The sequence below is a fragment of the Aureibacter tunicatorum genome (assembly GCF_036492635.1).
Lineage (GTDB): Bacteria > Bacteroidota > Bacteroidia > Cytophagales > Cyclobacteriaceae > Aureibacter > Aureibacter tunicatorum.
In genome coordinates this window covers 115,049-136,726 of record NZ_AP025306.1, presented here as the reverse complement: position 1 = coordinate 136,726, position 21,678 = coordinate 115,049, and the positions used below count along the sequence as shown (strand labels likewise).

10 protein-coding genes are annotated in these 21,678 nt (G+C 36.5%); 3 read left to right on the top strand and 7 right to left on the bottom strand.

Annotated elements, in window-relative coordinates; genetic code table 11:
- Positions 1–37: 37 nt before the first annotated feature.
- From AABK36_RS20620 to fdhD, 4 genes are all read right to left on the bottom strand, one after another.
- Positions 38–10,063, bottom strand: coding sequence for a LamG-like jellyroll fold domain-containing protein (locus tag AABK36_RS20620; protein WP_309940553.1), 10,026 nt, complete (start codon positions 10,061–10,063; stop codon positions 38–40).
- Positions 10,064–10,537: 474 nt separating this feature from the next.
- Positions 10,538–12,205 (bottom strand): hypothetical protein, encoded by a 1,668-nt coding sequence (locus AABK36_RS20615; RefSeq protein WP_309940554.1) that lies wholly within the window; start codon positions 12,203–12,205, stop codon positions 10,538–10,540.
- A 77-nt stretch (positions 12,206–12,282) separates the two neighbouring features.
- Complete coding sequence (locus AABK36_RS20610; protein WP_309940555.1) at positions 12,283–13,716, bottom strand: right-handed parallel beta-helix repeat-containing protein; 1,434 nt, start codon at positions 13,714–13,716, stop codon at positions 12,283–12,285.
- A gap of 73 nt (positions 13,717–13,789) precedes the next feature.
- The gene (gene fdhD, locus AABK36_RS20605; RefSeq protein WP_309940557.1) at positions 13,790–14,602 is read right to left on the bottom strand and encodes a formate dehydrogenase accessory sulfurtransferase FdhD; all 813 of its coding nucleotides are present in this window, start codon (positions 14,600–14,602) and stop codon (positions 13,790–13,792) included.
- Positions 14,603–14,705: 103 nt separating this feature from the next.
- Between fdhD and AABK36_RS20600 the strand changes: the two genes are divergently transcribed.
- Positions 14,706–15,284, top strand: coding sequence for an AI-2E family transporter (locus AABK36_RS20600; protein WP_309940560.1), 579 nt, complete (start codon positions 14,706–14,708; stop codon positions 15,282–15,284).
- Positions 15,285–15,554: 270 nt separating this feature from the next.
- Positions 15,555–17,846 carry an FdhF/YdeP family oxidoreductase gene (locus AABK36_RS20595; protein WP_309940562.1) on the top strand — a complete coding sequence of 764 codons (2,292 nt, stop codon included), beginning with the start codon at positions 15,555–15,557 and terminating at the stop codon, positions 17,844–17,846.
- 49 nt (positions 17,847–17,895) lie between these two features.
- On the opposite strand, the gene AABK36_RS20590 is transcribed toward AABK36_RS20595, so the two are convergent.
- The 3 genes from AABK36_RS20590 to AABK36_RS20580 all read right to left on the bottom strand — a co-directional run bounded on the left by AABK36_RS20590 (position 17,896) and on the right by AABK36_RS20580 (position 20,883).
- Entirely contained in the window at positions 17,896–18,363 is a 468-nt protein-coding gene (locus AABK36_RS20590; protein WP_309940564.1) for a hypothetical protein, read from the bottom strand.
- Between the two features lie 86 nt (positions 18,364–18,449).
- Positions 18,450–19,451 carry a Kelch repeat-containing protein gene (locus AABK36_RS20585; protein WP_309940566.1) on the bottom strand — a complete coding sequence of 334 codons (1,002 nt, stop codon included), beginning with the start codon at positions 19,449–19,451 and terminating at the stop codon, positions 18,450–18,452.
- Complete coding sequence (locus tag AABK36_RS20580; RefSeq protein ID WP_309940568.1) at positions 19,444–20,883, bottom strand: DUF4270 family protein; 1,440 nt, start codon at positions 20,881–20,883, stop codon at positions 19,444–19,446. The genes AABK36_RS20585 and AABK36_RS20580 overlap by 8 nt, the downstream gene beginning before the upstream one ends.
- Before the next feature lie 195 nt (positions 20,884–21,078).
- Between AABK36_RS20580 and AABK36_RS20575 the strand changes: the two genes are divergently transcribed.
- Positions 21,079–21,678 (top strand): carboxymuconolactone decarboxylase family protein, encoded by a 600-nt coding sequence (locus AABK36_RS20575; RefSeq protein WP_309940569.1) that lies wholly within the window; start codon positions 21,079–21,081, stop codon positions 21,676–21,678.

Genomic DNA, 21,678 nt, shown 5'->3' with positions numbered 1-21,678 from the left:
TTAGCGACAGCAACGTAATTGTTGCTGTCGCAATGAATTACTTTTTAATCAATAAATGTTCCTCAGTAACTTCTCCATGTGTTACAACAATCACATAAGCTCCTTCTGGAACAAGACCAACAGCCGAAGCATCAAGGTTAAGAATTGCCTCTCCTCTACCATTAGTTTGCAACGCTCCATCAAACACTCTCTGACCAACTGTGCTGAATAGATGCACTTCAATTTCAGAATTTACAGCTGTAGGCATTTTGATGATAATTCTTTCATCAAATGGATTTGGACTTATAACTGATTTTTGAACCTCGCCAATACCTGTTATTCTCGAAGCTATATTCAAAGGATACTTAGCTTCCAATGAACCAAGAATCTGATCTGTAGCATAATCCACCGATTCAATAATCTCATACTCTTCTCCAGTCAATGGATCAATCAACTTGAACTTAAGTTCTGAAGCTTCTCCATTTCCTAATATTGGTAGCAAGTAGATATTTTCATCATTTAATTCCACAGCATTCGACGATCCTCTTGCTTCCTCACCTACATATGCTACAAGAATTTCTTCTCCTGTTAGATCAAAATCCTCGGCATTTTCAATGCTTGCGATCATTGACATGTTATCCGCATATTGAGACGCATTTACTACGACTGGACTATCTTCTTCAGTTTGTTGTCTAGCCAAACTTAAAGTCGAGTTCTGAGGATAGTTAATCGTCCCTGATTTGGTTGAGAATAACATATATCCAACATTTGGCTCTAAAGTTTTCAAATTACCAATCCAGCCTAAAGTCGTTGTATACATCGCAAATGAATGATGCCCTTTGATCAAGTCTCCATCAGTTGGGTTCAAAGTAGCCAAAGCTTCTCTTACCGACATTTTCATTTGAGGGACAAAGCCGATATAATTCCATCCAGTAACAACATTTATTGGATATTCTCTCACTGATGCAGGTGTACCTATTAATTTCAATTCAACATCTTTTTGAATTTGTAATTTGTACATTTCTTCAATCTCCAAACCATCTCCCGCTGTCAATGATCCCATCCATCCGATTCCTTCAGTATACAAATCGTAGCCGTCTTGCCCTTTGATGATATCACCATCTTCACCTATTGTTCCAATGATTGAATCTACTTTAGACAAATACTGATTATAAAGATTAAACGAAATCCAATTCCATCCCTTTCTCAATGAAACAATGTTTGTAATATCATCACTAGCGATAATATCAATTGGGTTTAATGCAGTTCCGATAATCTTGTTAGGGACAAACTGTAGATCCGGAGTTACGTTTTCATGAACATTACCTTTGCTTGCATCCCAAATCCTCAAATCTATATCTTCTGGATTCAAAGCTTCATTACTATAAATATTCAAGAATACTTCATAAGCATCCAATTCAGGAATAAACTTAACATTAGCAACTCCTCTACAAACATCATCCACAAAAGCACCTACCTTGTCGCCTTCATCCGTGGACACAACTCCTCCAATGATCAGCTGGCCAAATACATTCATAGTATATTGGTAATTGCTCGGATCAACTTCCCATTCAGGAGAATCTTCAGAAACCCTCACGCTTACATTCAACTTTTCATCAAACCCAAGCACAGTAGACAAGTTGATACCTTGCTCATAAAACCCTGTATTCAATCCATCCACAACTTTGAAAGTAACCTCTTTCACACTATTTGGCGAAACAACTCCTGAGGCGTCAGATGTATAAAGCCAATTCGGAATATTATCAAGATTATAATCATATGCTATTCCTCCAGCATTTACAATACCAACTGTGAACTCATGTTCTTCTCCAACTTCTATTGAAACAGTCACCTCAGACTCTTGCCATTTCACTTGATTTTGTTGCACATAAGCTGTCCAAACTGCCGGCGACTGCATTCTATTTCCATTAAGGTCTTGAATGTCTTTCACACTTACTTCCAATATCTGACCTTCAATACGATACGCATCAACGATTGGAGTGATGATAATCTTATTATCGCTTACAACAAAATCGAATGGTATATCCTGAACAGGTCTGATATCCTTGATCGCTGGACCAAATTCTGAATAAGTTTCACCGGAATTAGCAATTGCTGATTTTCCATTTTCATAAATATCAGAATCAAGTTGGTCAGTTAATGACTCATTCATAATAATCGCTCCTTGTACATTATTATATGTTTCAAATGGATAGTAAAGCTGAAGACCAACTTCTTGACCGCTTAATTTCACATTTCTGTACAAATCCATATGCTCAGAAGTTCTTAACGTATTCCAAACTCTAACTTCATCAAGCATACCTGCATAATACTGATCTACTTCAATTGAAAGACCTCCATTCACCTCAGCGCGTCGGCCTCTTGCTCCAATCCAAAATTCCGCTCCAGCTAATCCGCCAACTTCAGAAGCATCGATTTGATTTTGCAATTGTCCGTCAATATAAGCTTTAGCATTTGCTCTTCTGTCAACAATCAATGCAAAGTGGTGCCACTTATCATCGAAATAGTCATTTGTAACAGCATTCCAAGCATTGCCATTTGTATTCACAACAATATTTCCTTGAGAATTAGCTGTAATCGCCATACTGTAAAGTGGATTAGAAACTTCATCAGATGCATTTTCACCCCAACCAGTCGACAAGAACGTCATATCCGAAGAAGGTGTTTCCGCTTTGAACCAAAATTCAATCGTCATATCAGTCTCATCGCCAATTGAAATATTCGTTCCGTTGGCAGTCAAATATTGACTAGTGCCATCAAATTCAAAGGCAACTCCACCCGGCTCTAATGACCAACCTGAGCTAACAATCGCATTTCTACCAGATGATTTATCTTCAGCTAGTGTTCCTAAACCTTCATCAAACGGCCAGTAACCATAAAGACCGATTTCATTGCCCGACAAAGTAGCATCCATTCTAGAGTATACTTGATTCAATGTCAACGCTTCTTCCCAGATTCTAAATTCATGAACTTTAGCTTTAATATTCATTCCGGTAGAAGTCGCGCTTTTGCCAATAGAAGCGCTTTCGATATTCACGGAGTTAAATGACAACCCTGTCTCGTCAGCTACTTTTTTATCATCAACATATGCCAAGAATTGACCGCTTTCAGTATTGTAAACAAATGCCCAATGATGCCAAGCATGCTCCGGATATGTGGCAGTATAAGCTGAACTTGGATCAATGTCAAATACATCCGAACCTAAAGTCGCTTTCACACTATTTCCATCAAAAGCAAATTCTAACTTATCCTCTCCAGACCCTTTCGAGAAAATCACACCGTTTTCACCAACTTCTCTTTGCATCCAAAACTCAATCGTGAATGACTTATTATTTAAAGAAATTGATGGAATATCCGCATAATCGCCAATACCGTCCAAAGAAAGACTCGTACTATGATTTACATCTGCTCCATTTAAAATACCTCTCAATGTAATATTGTTGTCTCTTACCAAGCTTGTCAATATTGACTCATTGAATGTAATAGCCAAATCCTCGGAAGATTCTAAGATGCCATCTGTTGGTTCAGGCTTTCCAAATGGTTTAGGCGTGCTTCTATCAATTGTTCCTTTTACCCAAGGAGTTGTAGTAACAGAACCATCAGCGCAGAAAGATCTTGCCCTTACTTGATACTCTCTATCCGTTAAATCTGTAATATCCCAGAAGAATGACTCTGAAGCCTCATCTAAGACATCCTTAGGTCCATTAAATTCTTGATAAGCCACAGAATTCTGATCCAAGAAATAAGCTTTTACAGTTATTGGATCTCCGCTTAATGGCTTGTATTGGAAATCAATTTTCTCCAACGTTGAGTGATTCAAATCGTAGCTATCCAGTTTAACAGTCGCCTGATTATTATCTTCATAATTAATGATCCAATTCTCTTCAAAATTAGCCAAGTTCACATCCGAACACTCCGGCAAGAAGTGCGCTGACACAAATATAGTGTCCGCAATATCTTGTTGGCTATCCATCGGATTGAACTGACATTGTGAATGAAGAATGATACCAATACTGTCATACTCCATAACACCAGAAGCTCCTTTCTGAATCGTCAAAGTCTTAGATATTGTCTCCCAAGCAGGCACTAGGAAAGAACGCTCCGCTGTTAAACCATCGATCAAAATAATCGCTCCGTCAGGGTTTGTGCTTTCATCGATTGAAATATCATACCATATGTCAGTATCCGACTCGCTTTCATTTTGAAGCTTAAGCTCAAACACTGCTTGTTGATCTTCAGGCACATTCGCTCTTATCGTCGGCTCAACATCCAATTTTGGATTTTCTCTTGCTAAAGTAGCTGTATGAAGCTGAACACCTTCATCATTATCATCAAAATAGAAACTAGAAATTTCCTCTCCTTCATATGGACATTTAGACTGTCCACCTCTTACAGAAAATATTGGACTGGATATTCTAAAGCCGGTAATATCATAATCCTCTCTAATATTCCCTTGCTTATCATATGTGTTCATAGCATTATAAATCACATCCCCTGTCTCATACATGAAAATCGCCACATCTACCACAAAACCTGCTGTTGCTATAAAAGAATTTGATTTAGATGTATACTTATACGCTAGTTTTGAAGCTATGATTTTAGGAGCAAAAACACCTCCCGCAATACCAGCTCTTATCAATTGATCCTCAATGAAGTTGCCTTTGGAAGGTATATAATCCGAGAACTTATTTCTATTAAGAATTGAAATACCTTTTGTGTGTTTGATATCAATGCTGTAATAATCACCTTCATCTCTCTCATCGATCACATAACCAAATTTCACACTATGATTAATCTTTGTTTCTTCTCCTCTTCCAAAGTTTAAGCCGACATCAAAGATGTTATTCATTGTATAGCCTTTGCCATTCATTTTAACACCAAAAGCAGCATTCCATTTAAATTTCATCCTTCTGGCGCTAGTCCAATTATATTCAGACTCATATACTTCCTCTATTTCTTCAGAAATTCTTCCGCCAGAACCATCAATAGACAAGTTTTTCACTACTTCTGCTTCTGCTTTCTCAGCTTCATTCGTAGCGATTGCGTTCATCCATTGCGTGATTTGCTCATTGACAAAATCAACTGAATCTGTTTCGCCTTCAGCTCCATGAAATGTATAAGATATATTAGCCGTATCCAATGCCGAATTCTGACCAATAGAATCCAATTTAAACTGAACTAAACTATTGTCATCATTATTCAATCCATAATATCTATGGCCATAAGGCAAATTGGAAGTATAATTATCACCTTTGAACAATTCATCCCTCAACACAAACAACTCAGGCAATAATTCCTCAACTATGTGTTTTTGAGAATATGCAAAATAAGTAGCAGTACTTCCGTCATCCACAGCAAATCCATCAATAATACCAATCACAACATCACTGCCTGGTATATCCATATACTCAAGACCGAAATCGATACAATATTGTCTCGGGATCAATTTAAGGCCTTTAGTCTTGGTAATGAAAGCATTGTAAGCTTTACCAATATAAACGTCCGCATCAGAACCAACATCCTCAGGGTCAGAACTTGTTTCGATTCTCTCGGTAAATGTCCATTGTTCAGAATATTTTCCTTCGTAATCAAATCCTCTTTGAATCTCTAATCCGATCTCCGAATCCAACTGATACTCGCTTTCAATAATTGGTCCTGCCAATCCTCCTCCAGCACCAATATACATACCATTGTTCCAAGTCTGATCAAGACCGGTATTCGAATCCAGATTCATTTGCCAAGTTTCTTTCTTGGTATATGTTGAGCCCTTTTCTATAAACGCATAACTATTGCTTCCTGGAGGATCTCTCAAGACCATTTCAACTACTTCCGGTCCATAAGACACAAAATCTGTTCCTTCCAAAGGTTTTGCTCCTAGCACATAAGCTCTAAAAGGATCGTCTTCTCTCCACTTCACTCCTATATTTCCAACTTTCGCATCTACTTCAAACGTTTTAGTATACGATTCATCACCATTTCTCACCAAGCTTGGCAAACCAGCTTTAAACTCATAGGTAAATTTACCATCAGCATCTGTTTTTCCAGTATTATCCTCAACCACAAGACCAATATTGTCTGTTACAGTTATCTCAGCTCCTTCAACTGGAACCTCATCTACCACCGGCCCATCAGGATGCAATGGATTTCTATACACTTGCAACAGGTAAATATTCGCCTCATAAGTCTTAGGCATTTGGAATATAGGATAAGGAAATGGATTCGGCTCTGTGATGAATAAGGTATCTTCCAGACCTGTCTCTTGATTATTAAATACAATAATTGAATCGCCTTTAAATTCCTTATCATTCTTCGCCAATACTTTTAAGTCAGGTCTTTCTTGAATCACATAATTTAATTTATGATGATAATAGAAAGTATCCACATCAAAAGTAACAGTTTCAGCTCCCTCTACTTCCGCACTATCCAATGCTATTAACTCAGTGACAGAATGTCTCAAATCCACAACTGGAAGGTCAACTGGATCCAAGAAGTAATCATTATTACCTGCTTTTTGAACAATCCATTGCTCAGGTATCAACTCAAGTTGGTATTCTCCTGTTCTAGCATCAGTTTGCAAACTAACAATACCATACAAAGCATCATCCGTAACATCCAAGTCATACCCTTCTTTTTGAAGCTTCAATGTCAAATCCGCGATACCGATATTATTTATTGATTTGCCAAAGCCTATTTCCTTATCACCTTCTCTGCTACCACCGATGATACGACCAGCGACCGTTACCTTAGTGCTATCCGTAAAATTAACTGTTAAATCTTCGGTAAATTCATGCAATTCAATATCTCCAAATTCATTTTTTGGAGGGAAGAATCCTTCGGAAAATACGTGACCATCTTTCTCAACAGATAAATAATGATAACCAATTGGCACATCAATAGCATAATTTCCATTCTCATCAGAGCGAACAGGCTTATTATCCACTCCTACTGCCTGAACACCGTCGATCATGATTTGTACTCCTTCCACAGGCACTTCACTATTCTTATAAGTGACTTTACCTTGTACTAAGAATGAGGAAATATCTGTAAAATCAAGTCCATTGTGAGTTTGGGCTCCATCTCCTACATAAACCGAACGCGAAGATGGTTCAAAAGCATGCTGTCCAAGCGATGGTGTTACTCTGAATATTTCACCTCCTGAAGAATAAGGAATATAATCGATAGTATAATCGCCAAACTCATCCGTAACGCCAGTAATACCAATCTTTGAAGTTTCAGGAATTTCATCACTAAAAGTAATGTCTCCTACAAAAACTCCATCGTTCTTATTAAACACTGTATTTTCATTCGAAGCATCATATACATTTGTGCCAACACCTTCATTAGCTCGATAATATACAAGCAAATTATCCTCTCCCCCACTCAAAAACCTTTTAAAATCGGCCTTAATTTCTTCTTCTGATCTTGCAATATCCCACACACGAATCTCATCCATATTTCCATCAAAATGGTTTTTAGACTCGTTGTTATTATTGCGACCAATCTTTAACATCATAAATGGATTCTCATTTCTATTCGGAGTGAAATTGCTATTGCCAGCAGTCACATTTTCACCATCGACATAAATTGCATATGATGGATTAGGTCCTCCCAGGTAATCATAAGATAGCGCCACATGGTGCCATTGACCATCATTTACTGAAATAGTCGAGCGTATAAAATTACATCCATGTCCTACATAAGTAGGTTTTCCATTTCCATCAAGATAAAACGACTTTTCTCCTGATTCCCATCGGTTATCATTATCAGCATTTGCGAATAAGCCGACTCCTTTGGAAGTTGTCTTTATCCAAGCTTCCAAAGTAAAGTCAGCTTTACCCATATCAATAATTCTCTTCTTGGGGTCGACGTAACTTCTCGTTCCTCCGTCAAATTCCAAACTTTTGCCGGAAGAAGCATTTTCCTGCTCAAAATTTATCGTTACGCCTTCTACAGCATTACCGCCTTCATACTCCACATGTCCATTAGCAACTCCATAAGGAATCATAAAGCCTAAATCCACAGGCTCATTCGTATAAATCGTGTTATTTTCACAAGCTACTTCACCAGCGACTTTATAATTATAAAATTTACCGCCCAATGCTGTCTCGTCATCGAATATGAGGTCATTATCAACTACTTTTATCAATTGATAATTGATTTTCTCCGCATCTGATCTGAAAATTCTAAATCTATCAATATCTCCCAACGATCCATCAACTTCCCACTGAAGCCTCACACTATTTGGATGATAACCTTTGGAAGCTTCAACCTTAGTGATCTTATTCGAAAGATCGATAGACACGTTTCCTGTTTTATCTATTGGCGAATAAACTCCTTCAACCGCGCATTCATTAACTGAGGCAATTGAGTATCTATAAGATTCACAAGTTTCGATATCATCATCTTGATAAGACCTTGTACCCAATGGCAAATCAATGGTCACTTCATCTGAGCCATCGGATTTGCTTTTCTTCAATACCCAACTATCAGAAAGGCTAGAAGAAGGATTGCTCCATGAAAGATTAATACGCTCATTGGCAATATCTTCACTTAAAGTGAAATTAGTCGGAGACTTAGGCTGTGTAGAGGTATAACCTCTTACGCCTGAAGACCATGCTCCGCTTACTGTACAACCATTTCCATCTGTACCACTTGCCTTTACACGATAATAACGATTTTGTTCTAAAGCCTGATTACCGTGAGAAAAGGATCTGTTTGTACCACCTAAATTTGATGTAGCGGTATGATTGCCACTTGAAAATGAGCTATTGTTAGACCTTTGAACTGTCCATTTAGGAGGATTGTCAGTTGCCGACCACGAAATATCTATGCTTTTATCGCACTTTTCAGTAGTAGCGGATAAATTCGTTGGAGCAGAATATTGTTCTTTAATTGTTCCATAATCAGAATAAATCGCGTCATCTGAGTATTTCTTAACTCCATTCACATACCAATATGTACGTAACTTGTACCTGATCTTGTCTCCTGGGGACACATCTGTGTCTCTATAATTGCTAGAAGTCCCTCGATCTATTTCAGTTCCGTGATTGCCTTTACTTCTGCTAATCGAGTACTTTACATCATTCCCCGTTTCATATCCATAAGTATTACCATGTATACTTACCCAATCCACATCAATATCACTCGTCTGACAATCATTAGCTGTAAAATTCAAGTCAAAAGTATTATTGTTGAATGCAGGCGGTTTGATCGGCGGATATAAATCTTTCACACGTGTATGCGTATCATGATTTACCCTTGCATCATACTTATTCATCACATCGTCGATATAAGGCTTGTTATCAACAATATTTTCCTTTGTGCCATGATAATACCTTACAAGGCTTCCCCAATTAGGGTGGGATTTATTCACTTCTTCATCATAGTATTTGCTAATCGTTGAAGAGCTCAAATTTGTCTTCCATACTCTTACTTCCGAAACATAAAACTTACCTTTAGTACCATCTGGTGAAGTAGCTCCTATATAACAATGTCCATCGCCAGAGTGATCGTTTGGTTTTGGGTATAATGCTGTAATATTATTCCCATCTTTAGTAAAGTTCTTACTATATTTTCTGCTACCATTAATATATATTTGAACTAACGATCCTCCATTATAGACAAAGGCTACATGAACCCAGTTGTTTAAAAAAACAGTTGATGAAGAAATCCCACTAGGGCTCCAGTGAGTATTACCTACTTTACCACGTGTTTCAACTCTAAAAGAAGTATTATTTTTATAAACAAAAGCTAAGCGATTGTCCTTAGTTCTGAAATCAAAGAAACACATATCATTACTATTATTGGATTGTAGTTTTACCCACATCTCAACAGTAAATGCAGAACTTTCGATTCCCATAGGCTTACTTGAGTCCTCGTCATTAATACGCATCCATGCTCCTTCTCCCGATGAAGCCAAATCAACGGCCCCATTACGGTTTTGAGCTATAGCTAACGAATTTATATATAATATAAATCCGAACAGAAGCAATGCTTTGCTCCATATGCTACTCCACCTAAAAGCCCAAAAAGCCTTAAGTTTTTTCATGTAGTTTTCAGCCATATAATTGTTTTTAGATATAATAATTTATTTTCTCACTTTTATAATTCATGCCCATTGAAAGCACACTGAACTCAAAATCAGTTTCCAATTACACTTTTATGCAAATTTCATTCAATATTAGCATAGTACCACAAAATTCATCATTTAATTTTAAAAATAGTGGTATTCATGTTGCAAAAACATATACTATTGGTGAATTAGATGAATTTTCGAATGAATTCTTGAAAAAACTAGACTAACCAACAAATACGGGTTTCCATTTTTCATTCATAAAGAATATCTTTGAAGTGTTCATAAATAAAAGTTAGGCAGTGATTTTCTTCGCATAATTACATTCATCGAAAAAAATAAAAAAACTCCCATATTATAGGGTTACCTTTTATTTAGTAAGTGTATGTATTGGAAAATCAAGATCCCCCTAAAACAGAAAACCCCTGAAATTTTTAACTCATTTTTCACTGGGGTTTTCATTTTTTAAAACAATCTAATTTTAAAATAATTTTCTTTTCCGATCACATCATGAGCCGTTTCAACCCAAGTAATCAAGTGTGTTTGTAAATGTGTTCGTCTTGTTTCTTCTAGTCCAGCCTGTTTGCGCAACCTATTTGTAAAGTCTATAGCCATACTCATTTCAGATGCTCTATCATACACCCCCAACCGTCCTAAGTTCATTATGTATAATAGAGTTGCCAAATGTATAAAGCTTGGAACTGGGATAAAACGACCTCTTTCATGAACTTCGCCATCCTGCATACGCATTCTTTTCCAATCATTTCCTAATGCTGATAATTCTGTATCCAAAAGTTTCCGTGATGGAAGATACATTTCTATGTCCTTAGGAGCCTCAGGCATATGCAAGCTTAAATCAACAAAACCCTTTTCTATCTTTTTTTCTAAAACTGTTTCTTTAATTGTTAATTCTTCCGGCACATTCACAAAATAATTAGGATGATCATACAATGTCCCTGCAACTGGAACTACCACAGCTTTACCAAACGTATCAGACAATTGATCACCTAATAGTTCGCGTATAAGGAATCGTCCTTCTTCGAAATTCATCAATCTTGCCATCTCTCTGTACATGTTAAAAGCAAAATTCGGAAACCAGTTCATTTCTCCTAAACCAGATATAACGGATTTATTTGCAGAAGCAACCCTTCCGGTCATAATATCGGGGCCATATAAGTGCGGTCGACATGAACTGGGCTTCGAGAGTTTCTTATGGTACCTTTTCTCCTTATGCCATTCTTGAGGAGTCATTGATTTAGCAAATTCACCTTTCATTATTCCAGAGTTTGATGTAAGAATATCATCCGGGGGTGCCACTCTTGTTGAATAATCGAACCTTGAATCAGTCAGATCCAAAACCTCTTCAGACCATTGAACACTTTTTTTAGTTTTCACATCATCACATAACTTGGGATTATATTTTGTTATCGAAGGTCTCAAAAGCTTCTTTTTAGTTTCTTCCTCGTCAGGCAGAGTATATTCAACTTCTTTAGTGCCTTTATCAATAGCACCCAATAACTCTTGTCTACCATGTCTTTCATTAGGCATCCAAACTTTTTCTTTGGAATTAACCAATACCTCAAACTTGCTTTTTTGACTAAGCAACTTCTCCCATAGTTCATTCACCTCCTTAGGCAAACCTTTAAGGTTTCTTCTATTCCAAGGTTCATTCAATTTTGCAGACTCTTTAATCCAAATGGGCAAATTATTAGACATCACATAGTCCACCATTTCACCATGCTCTTCCTGTACTTCAGCCATCAAACGATACATAACTTTAGCGCCACCGTGAAACACAATATTTCCATCATCGGAATAAACGGCTACAATTCTTGAAAACCAACTTGCTAAAGATTCAAACATTTTTGACAGAAGCCCAAAACGTTGATACACAGTCTTATAATCCAGAGGTTTGATTTTATGGTATGAATCAAGAAGATACACCAACTTTTCAAGATCTTTATCTCCTGACACTCTTTCTGACAATTCTAAATCTCTATAATAATAATAGCGTAAATCACAAGAAGGCATCATACATTGAATAGTCACCGGTCTTGCTATTTTTGATATTCCTTTCTTTCCTGCTAATCTTCGTTTGTCATTTGAAAAGTTTCCATTAAAATAATCTTTCATGATTACTTAATACTCTGAGCATAAAAAATAAAAAGCACTCAATCACCTTGAGTGCTTCAACATTATATTAATTAATTCTATTCACAATACTTAAATTTCTCAAATAATCTATTATGATTTGAATAAGGTTCAGAATTCGCCTCATCTCCTTTTCCTAAACAATTTCCTCCCCTATCAGAGAAACTCACATTCTGCAATTTCAACAAACTAGGGGAATGCTTGTACGCATCATTTCTAACGAACTTTGAGCTAGTAATTGACAAAGTCCCATTCTCCTGAAAAAGAAGACCTCCAATAGACTCATTTTTAAGCTTTTGAACCCCGGTAATGTTATTAACAAATTCGGTTTTCTCTATGTCAACTTTAACCACATCTTCCAAATACAAACATGAACCATTGCTATATTCAGTTTTATTTGAAACGAAAACACCCTCATCAACATAGAACGTTTGAACACCCGCCAACAACGCCGCTCCACCTTCATCGATACCTTTATTATTGTAAAATCTAACTTTGTCAAAAACAACATTATCAGCAAAGTAAATGGACAAAGCTGCTCTGGACCCAGTATTTTCCATAAACTGGCAATTTTCTATATATACATTTGTGATAGGAAATAAAATTTCATCTTCTGCAACCACAACCAATCCAGAGCTTTGCAAGTCGTTTTGGTTATCAAAAAAATTGCAATTTCTTACAATTAAATCACCTTTCACTCCCTCAAATCGGACAGCTCCACCAATCATTTCCTCCATTTCCCCATCCACAGAAGGGCTTACATCCCCTACATATGAGCTAGTAAAATTAAAGCCATCTATTAAAACAAAATTTTGGATATCATCCAATCCCAAAAATAAAGTTGCATTTTTCTTTCTACCTGTTGCCAGTGAGATATTGACATTATAATCCCTTTGATCAACATCCATCTCATCCCCCGCAAAACCTCCATAAATTTGAGTGGAATCATATAAAACTATTGTTTCATCTGCTAAATTATATAATCCTTTCTTGCACCAGATTGAAAATTCAACGCCATGCTTTTTGCTTAATCTATGCGCCAAATCCACCGCTTGTTGCATATTGCTCAGTGGGAATCTCCAACTTGTGCCTTTTCCTGTATTGCCATATTCAGGATCTACATAAACTTGTCTTGTGGAAAATTCTATTTTTTTCGGAGCCAATGTGCCTGCGTCATTCGACACTAAAAAGCTTACTTCATAATCCTTTCCAGTTTGCAAGCCTGAAAAGGTAAAGTTCACATCCCCATTGTCATCTAAAAACAACTTCGTCTTTTGACTAGGATTTCCCTTCTCTCCATACATAGCATATATATTCAATCCTTCACCATATTTCTGCAAACTTGCTTTAAACTGGGCTTCCTCATGGCTAATATCCCAATTTGTCAATTGGAACCCTGCCGGCTTATCTATCAATTCACTCTGATTATCATCAGAGCAAGAGCATATTAAGAAAAGCGCAAAGACAAAAATAAGAGTATTTGATTTCATCATATTCTGAAAATTAGTTAATCAGATAACTAACTCTCAGAATCAATCAATGTTCAGATTAGAATTTATAAAATGACTATATTAATTCGTCAGAAGGCACTCTTACTCTACCACTATGAGTATAGCAGGTAGCCTTTCCTTTTCTACAAAATGCCAACAATGTTATCCCCATACTCTCTGCACTTGCAACAGCCATGGATGAAGGAGCTGATATTGCCGCTAGTATAGGAATTTTAGCAAGAGAAGTTTTTGTCAGAACTTCATACGAAACTCTTCCGCTTACAAGTAATATATCACTCTCTGAAGACAATCCTAATTGCAATATTTCTCCAATAACCTTATCAACGGCATTATGCCTGCCAATGTCCTCCTTTACAGCCAACATTTCTCCTGAATTATTAAAAATAGAAGCTGCATGACAACCGCCAGATTTATGAAAAGACGCCTGATACTGAGACATTTTGTCAAACATGCTCTCCAGAGACTCAATATTCAACTGCTTTTCATTCGTTAATTCTTGCATTGAATATTCTAAATCCCCTAATTCTCGCTTTCCACAAACACCGCACGAAGACACAGACACCAAAGTTCTTTGTCTAGCATAACCACTACCTAGCTTTTCTTTGGGAATATTCACATTTACAATAGTCTCTCCACCAAACTTATTGCTTACAATATCGACAGTTAGAGCCTCATCTCCTTGATACACCTCTTCGGCATGCAACAAACCTCTGACCAAGTATTCGTCAGCCCCAGGCGTTCTCATAGTAACAGTATAAGGTTTATGATTGACATTGATTTGCAATGGAGCTTCCACTGTTAAAAAATCCTCAACTATTTCCGTTTCGCCATCCACGAACTTTATCCCTTTGGTTTCTAATGTCTCCATCGCTTATTCTTATTAGTAAATCAAAATTCATCAAAACAGATGCACGCAAAATAGATTTGTTATAGTATCAAATAGTCTTTGTATGCATTAGATTACTAAAAATATGGAAAAGTCGGAAAAAATAAAGCTTTTACTGAGATTTTGGTTGGGATTATCTCTTTTCTTGTTTGCATTTGCCATTTTCAGTATAGCCAATTCGGTAAGAAAAGTAGCTAACCAAATTCCGGATATTCTTCATACTGTAAACCAAACCAGAGACTCCCTGCCCATATATTTGAATCAAGTTGACCAAATTATCGACAAAGTAGATCTAATATCCCAAAAAGCTGGCAAAAGAGCTTCTCAAGGTCTTGTAACTGGTATACTAACCTCTCCATTTGCCATTAGCCAAGGACTTGGGGAAGTTGTAGTCGGCAAGAAACATATCGAAAGCGCTGATTTGACTTATATTAAATCCTTAATACAAGAATACTTGCAACAAGATAAAACTGACAAGGTAACATGGAAAAACTCCAGCACTGAAACTAATGGCACAATTCAGTTGAAAAGCACAAAAAAGAAAAAAGACTATACTTTGAAAAAAATTAAAGTGACGTTCAACAATGTCACAAAAAAGAAAAAAGCTGAACTATTGCTTACATATATTAAAAAAGAAGACGGAAAATGGTATATCGTCGAATAATATCAGATGTATTAAAGATTTTTTTGCCCAAACGACGATAATCTTTATGTTTTATCGTCATTTTTTTTGATGTTTAACAGACTAAAACTATATTTGAAATAAAACTTATTCCTATTATGCAATAATTGTTCCTGATCTTTCTCTTGGAGAAAGTAAAGCGAATTGCTGCGCATAAATAGCAATATGTTATTACGCTAAGAATCAAGGTGATAATATTATGTCTCCTTCTTTCTAGAGGAATTTTTACAAACAAACAAAACTCGTAGTATAGTGAAAAGAAAGGTTCAGATTGTACCGCCGGAAAATTTCGAAAATCTTCAACTTACACCCGCTAAAGAAAAAGCTGCCGGAGTTCCTGGTGTTGTAAATGCTATGAAGCATATCAGCCAAGAACTTGGTATTTGGCAAGGTGTGAAACTTTTGAATAAAATGAACCAAAAGGATGGGTTTGACTGCCCTGGTTGCGCTTGGCCAGACCCTGACGGCAAACGATCTTCACTAGGAGAATACTGCGAGAACGGAGTAAAAGCAATCGCCGAAGAAGCAACAAACAGAAGAGTTACTCCTGATTTTTTCAAGAAAAACAGCGTAGAAACATTAAGCCAACAAACAGATTATTGGATCGGGAAATCGGGAAGGATTACGCACCCGATGTACCTTGCAAAAGGTAGTTCTCATTATGAGCAAGTTTCATGGGAAAAAGCTTTTGATATAGCTGCAAGCCATTTTGCAAAACTAGAAAGCCCAGATGACGCAGTATTTTACACATCAGGTCGTACCAGCAATGAAGCGGCTTACATGTACCAATTGTTTGCACGTCAACTAGGCACTAACAATCTACCAGACTGCTCAAACATGTGCCACGAATCTAGTGGGAAGGGTTTGATTGAGACAACTGGTATTGGTAAAGGTTCTGTTACATTGGAAGACCTTCATCAGGCTGAAGTTATCATGGTTATCGGCCAGAATCCAGGCACTAACCATCCTCGTATGCTATCGGCTTTGGCAAAATGCAAAGAAAATGGAGGACAAGTAGTCAGCATAAATCCTATCCCAGAGGCAGGAAATAATGTATTTGTCGACCCTCAAAACCCTATGGCGATTATAAAAGGAGGAGACAAGCTTAACGATATTTACATGCAGGTTAAAATCAATGGCGATGTCGCGTTGCTTAAAGCCGTGATGCTATTGATGCTTGAAAAAGAAAAAGAAAAGCCAGGATCTGTATTCGATTTAGAATTCATCAATGAACATACAAAAGGTTACGATGATTTTATCAAAGAATTGGAGCAAAACGACTTCAATGAAGCGGTAAAAGAAAGCGGTATCCCTGAAAGCCAAGTTCGCCAGTTAGCTCAATTAATGATTGAAAATGATAAAATCATCATATGCTGGGCAATGGGACTAACTCAACATGAAAATGGCGTTCAAAATATCCGCGAAGTAGCAAACCTTTTATTCCTAAAAGGAAGTATTGGAAAGCCTGGAGCAGGAACTTGCCCTGTAAGAGGACACAGTAATGTGCAGGGAGACAGAACTATGGGAATCTGGGAAAAGCCGAAAGAAGCATTCCTAGACAATCTTGACAAACGTTTCAACCTATCTACGCCTCGCGAACATGGATATGATGCAGTGGAAGCTATCAAGGCTATGGACGAAGGCAAAGTTAAAATCTTCATGGCAATGGGTGGCAACTTTATTTCAGCCACTCCTGACAGTGAATTCACTGGCAAGGCGGTTCAAAATGTAGACCTAACTATTCAAGTTTCCACAAAGCTGAATCGTTCGCATTTAGTAACTGGTAAAGAGGCTCTTATTTTCCCTTGTGTATCAAGATCCGAGGAAGATACTCAAAATGGTAAAAGACAGTTTATCACAGTTGAAAATTCAATGGGAATTGTTCATAAAAGTGAGGGTAAATTCAAGCCGGCGTCTAAAGAGTTATTAAGCGAACATGCTATAATAGCTAAGCTTGCTGATAAAATATTCGGCCAAAAGTCAACAGTAAACTGGCTTGATATGATCCAAGATTATGATAATGTCAGAGAGCATATTGAAGCTACAATCCCTGGTTTTGACAACTTTAACCAAAGAGTAAGAAAACCTGGAGGCTTTTACTTGCCTAATGGGGCTAGAGAAAGAAAATTCAATACAGCGACTGGCAAAGCGAATTTTACTGTCAATCCAATTCCTAAAAGAAAAGTTCAGAACGGAAACTTTATCATGATGACAATACGAACTCATGATCAGTACAATACTACAATTTACGGTATGGATGATAGATACAGAGGCATACTCAACGAAAGAAGAGTTGTATTGATGAACCCTGAGGATATGAAAGCTAATGGGTTTAAATCAGAATCTATTGTTCATTTAAAAAGTATTCATAATGGAGAATCAAGGATAGCGAACAATTTCAAAATTGTGCCTTATAATATCGCTAGAGGCTGTGTTGGAACATATTTTCCAGAGACCAACGTACTTGTGCATGTTGACAATACTGCCAAAGTCAGTAATACTCCCGCTTCAAAATTTATAGAAATTGAAATTAAACAAGCATAAAAAATAGGCCACGTTAATACGTGGCCTATTTTTCTTTCAAAACCTGACCTTATTCATCACTAAATTCAAGTGATAAATTTTCCATGATATAAGCTTTGAGTTCTGTGCTTACAAATTCATCCAATTGAAAGAACTCAACCCCAACCAAAAGTCCTACTTTTTTTCGTATTTTGTTATAGTATGTATGCCTTAATTTACTGCTTTGCACTTCAAGCTTTTTAACTGTCGAAATAATTTCATTTATTTCTTTTTCCGAAAAATCCTGCTGCACTATTAGCTTTTTCAAATTCGATACCTGTCCAGAAATCATCTTTGATTTTTTCGAATCATATTCATCGTATATTGGCCAGAATAAAGCTGCTTGATCTTCTGTAAGATCCATATTTACAGCAAAAAAATCTCTTTTTGCCATTTTCAATATCGACTTTATAACATCGGTCTCTTGAGTCGTTTGAGCTAAAGACTCATTTGAGAAAAAAACTCCTACAACCAGAATAAAAATAAATATCTTTTTCATAGCTTTTTTGAAAGCTATGTCAAAATTAAAGCCAAAAAAAGGCGGGTAAACCCGCCTATATAATTAAGATTAAACTTATCTCAAACTTATTTATTCTCATCATCACTAATAGCATTAGGATCAAATGCCCATGAATCATCAAAGTAATATGAAGAAGATTGGCCAGTTACGATATAACCAAAACTCCCCACAGCAAAACCAATTGCCCCATATCTTGCTGATCCCTCAAATGCTGCTAATCTATCCCATGAGTTGTTCGTCGTATTAAATTCCCATACTTCAGAATTAGTTCCTGCAGGGCTAATACCACCAATTACATAAGCTTTGTCATTAATCACAAAAGTTGATGCCTTTTCTCTTGTCAGATAATCGTTTTCATCATCCAAATCATCCTTCTTTGTCCATGTAGAACCATCAAATTCATAGAAGTCCACTAACAAGCCATTATTCTGGCCTCCGCCTACATACGCCTTATTACTAACAACGAATACAAATGGATCTCTTACTTTCTTAAATAAACTAGCTTCTGTATTCCACTGGTTCGAATTAGGATCGTACGAATACATATCATTCATATTAGCACTTTGATCATAACCAGCACCTACATAACCTTTATCATTCAATGAAAATGCAATTGCTCCTCTTCTACCTGTTGATGGAAAATCAGCAACCTGCTTCCATGTATTCAAATTTGGATCATACTCATAGAAATCATTTAATACATCATATCCATTATATCCAAGACCAACATAAGCCTTATCACCAATAACAAATGCAACTGCTTCTTGTCTATGATCCCCAGGGAAGTCAGCCACTTGTTCCCAAGCTTGATTACCTGGATTAAATCTATAAAAGTCATTAAGTCTATTCTCAGGCGAAACATTTGGAAGGTTCGTTCTTATGTTTGGATTGTAACCTAAACCAATATACGCCACATCATTAATAGTAAAACCTACACCAGAACCTCTCGCATACCCTGAGAAATCAGCTACCATCCACCAGTCTCCGTACTCATCATCAGAGCTGCTGCAACTTGCAAAAGTTAAAATAGCCAATGATAATAATAGTAATTGCTTTATCTTATTCATAACCAACTTTGTTTTTATTTCTCAAATAAATTAATCTTAGGTAAATCTTTTTATCCTTCATGTCACCCAACTTCACTCTATTGATTCCTGTAGATGTTGAAGTAGATCTTATCATAAAATTCAATTGCTGATATGGATCTGTTCTAAGAACGACATCTATGAATGGAGTAATATCGAAGCTATACATTTTTTCTCCATCAAACTTATCATGAAAATAAGTTGCTGTATATGGAACCTGAGTAACAGGATCAATGACTTCACCTTTAATAGCATTGGAATAATCCGACCAATACAATCCCAATGTTGACGGAACAAAATGTTCCGTATCATATATATCAACGTAAGGTTCCATTATCAAGTGTGCATTAGAAAACATATAATCATTTCCTAATTGGGATAAATTTCCTAAATGTGGTATATCCAACCTTAACATCAATCCTGTGCCATCTTGTATATATGTGAAATTATCAGTCGTCGTCGAAGGATAAGCTTTTTCACTCTCTTTGATGAAATCAAGTTCTGTATCAGTCCAGTTCGAAGAATAATGATTGAATCTTTTATCCTCAGGACCTATTGGGAAATCTACTGAATAAGTTACTTCATCAAAATCATTCCTCTTATGATAATAAATCTTAACAAATGATGGCATAGAAGGAGCGTTAGGATCGCCTGAGCTATTTCCATACTGAAAACCTAAAGCAACGCCTTTCTGATCTTGATTTGATCTATGTGCTGACATTCTAATGCCGTGGATATATTGTAAGAACTTTTCTTCATCTATTTGAGAGTTTTCTCTTGATTTTAAATAGGTAAAGAAATTTTCCTCAAACTCTCTATTAAATCTTATTTTTAAAGTGTCCATCCTTCCAGGCCTAGGCTGAACATTAACATTGAATAATTCTGAATCCTCGTAAATAGGAATGGAATCAGAACTAATAAAATATGATCTAGGCTCTTTCTCGTCAGATGATACATCATCAACGTGAATTCTTGAACTTAATGCATTGGATTTGAACTGTATAGGAGCCAAGGTATCACCATAGTAATAGCCATTAAACTTCATATACATCACCATTGAGTCATAAACAACATCAACTTCTTCATCCAAAGTTGGAAGGTTTTTAGGGGCAGCCATTTGAATAAAAGACATGGCTTTCACATCGCCAAACTCATTATCATTAACGCTTCCCAACACCAAATTTGTTCCTCCTTGAGTTGAGACATTATCATACCAAACGGTTCCTACTTCCACTGTAACAGTATCGATGAATACTGCTTCCCAGCCGTCTTTATAATCATCATCGACAAATGAAAAGGACTCATCGGACTGATGGCATCCTCCCGCAATCATCGTGATAAACAATAATATCCCCCCTATGTATAACCTCATTTCTTTTCCTCCATTTAAATTTTCCTCAAAGGTATTTCTCATTATCCGCCATTTACAATAAGATCAACCAATGCCCTATTAATTTCAATGAAGTGCCCATATTCACCAATATTAACACTTACACGTGATTTCTTATCGATTACATTTTAATCACATTTTCAATACATACCAGAATTTATATACCCTACATATTTTTTCTTTTTTTTCATTTATATTTAGAAAAAACCATCAGAAAAAATGAGTTGGATAGAAACTATAGCCTACGAAAACGCTCAAGGGCAACTGAAAAAAATTTATGACAAGGTCAAAGATTCAAAGAACTACATAGACAATATTCTAAAAGTCCACAGCCTTAGACCTCATACATTGACAGGACACATGAGCCTGTATAAGAACGTATTACATAACAGTAATAATACATTCTCTAAGAGTTTTTTAGAAACTATTGGTGTATTTGTAAGCATACTCAATCAATGTGAATATTGCATAGAACACCACTACACTGGTTTACAAAGACTTTCTGAGGATGCTCAAAAAATAAAAATCGCGTTGGAATCCGATGACTTAGAAAATAAAATTTTCACTTCTAAGGAGTCTATGCTATTGAAATATGCGAAAACGCTGACAATTTCCCCATCTAAGCTAAGTTCAAATGACATTATTGAATTGAAAAATAAAGGAATAAATGACGGTGAAATTCTCGAAATCAATCAAGTCGCAAGTTATTTTGCTTACGCAAATCGGACAGTACTCGGTTTGGGCGTAAATCTAGAAGGAGATATACTTGGGCTCTCTCCCAATGACAGTAGAGACCCGGATAATTGGTCTCATAACTAA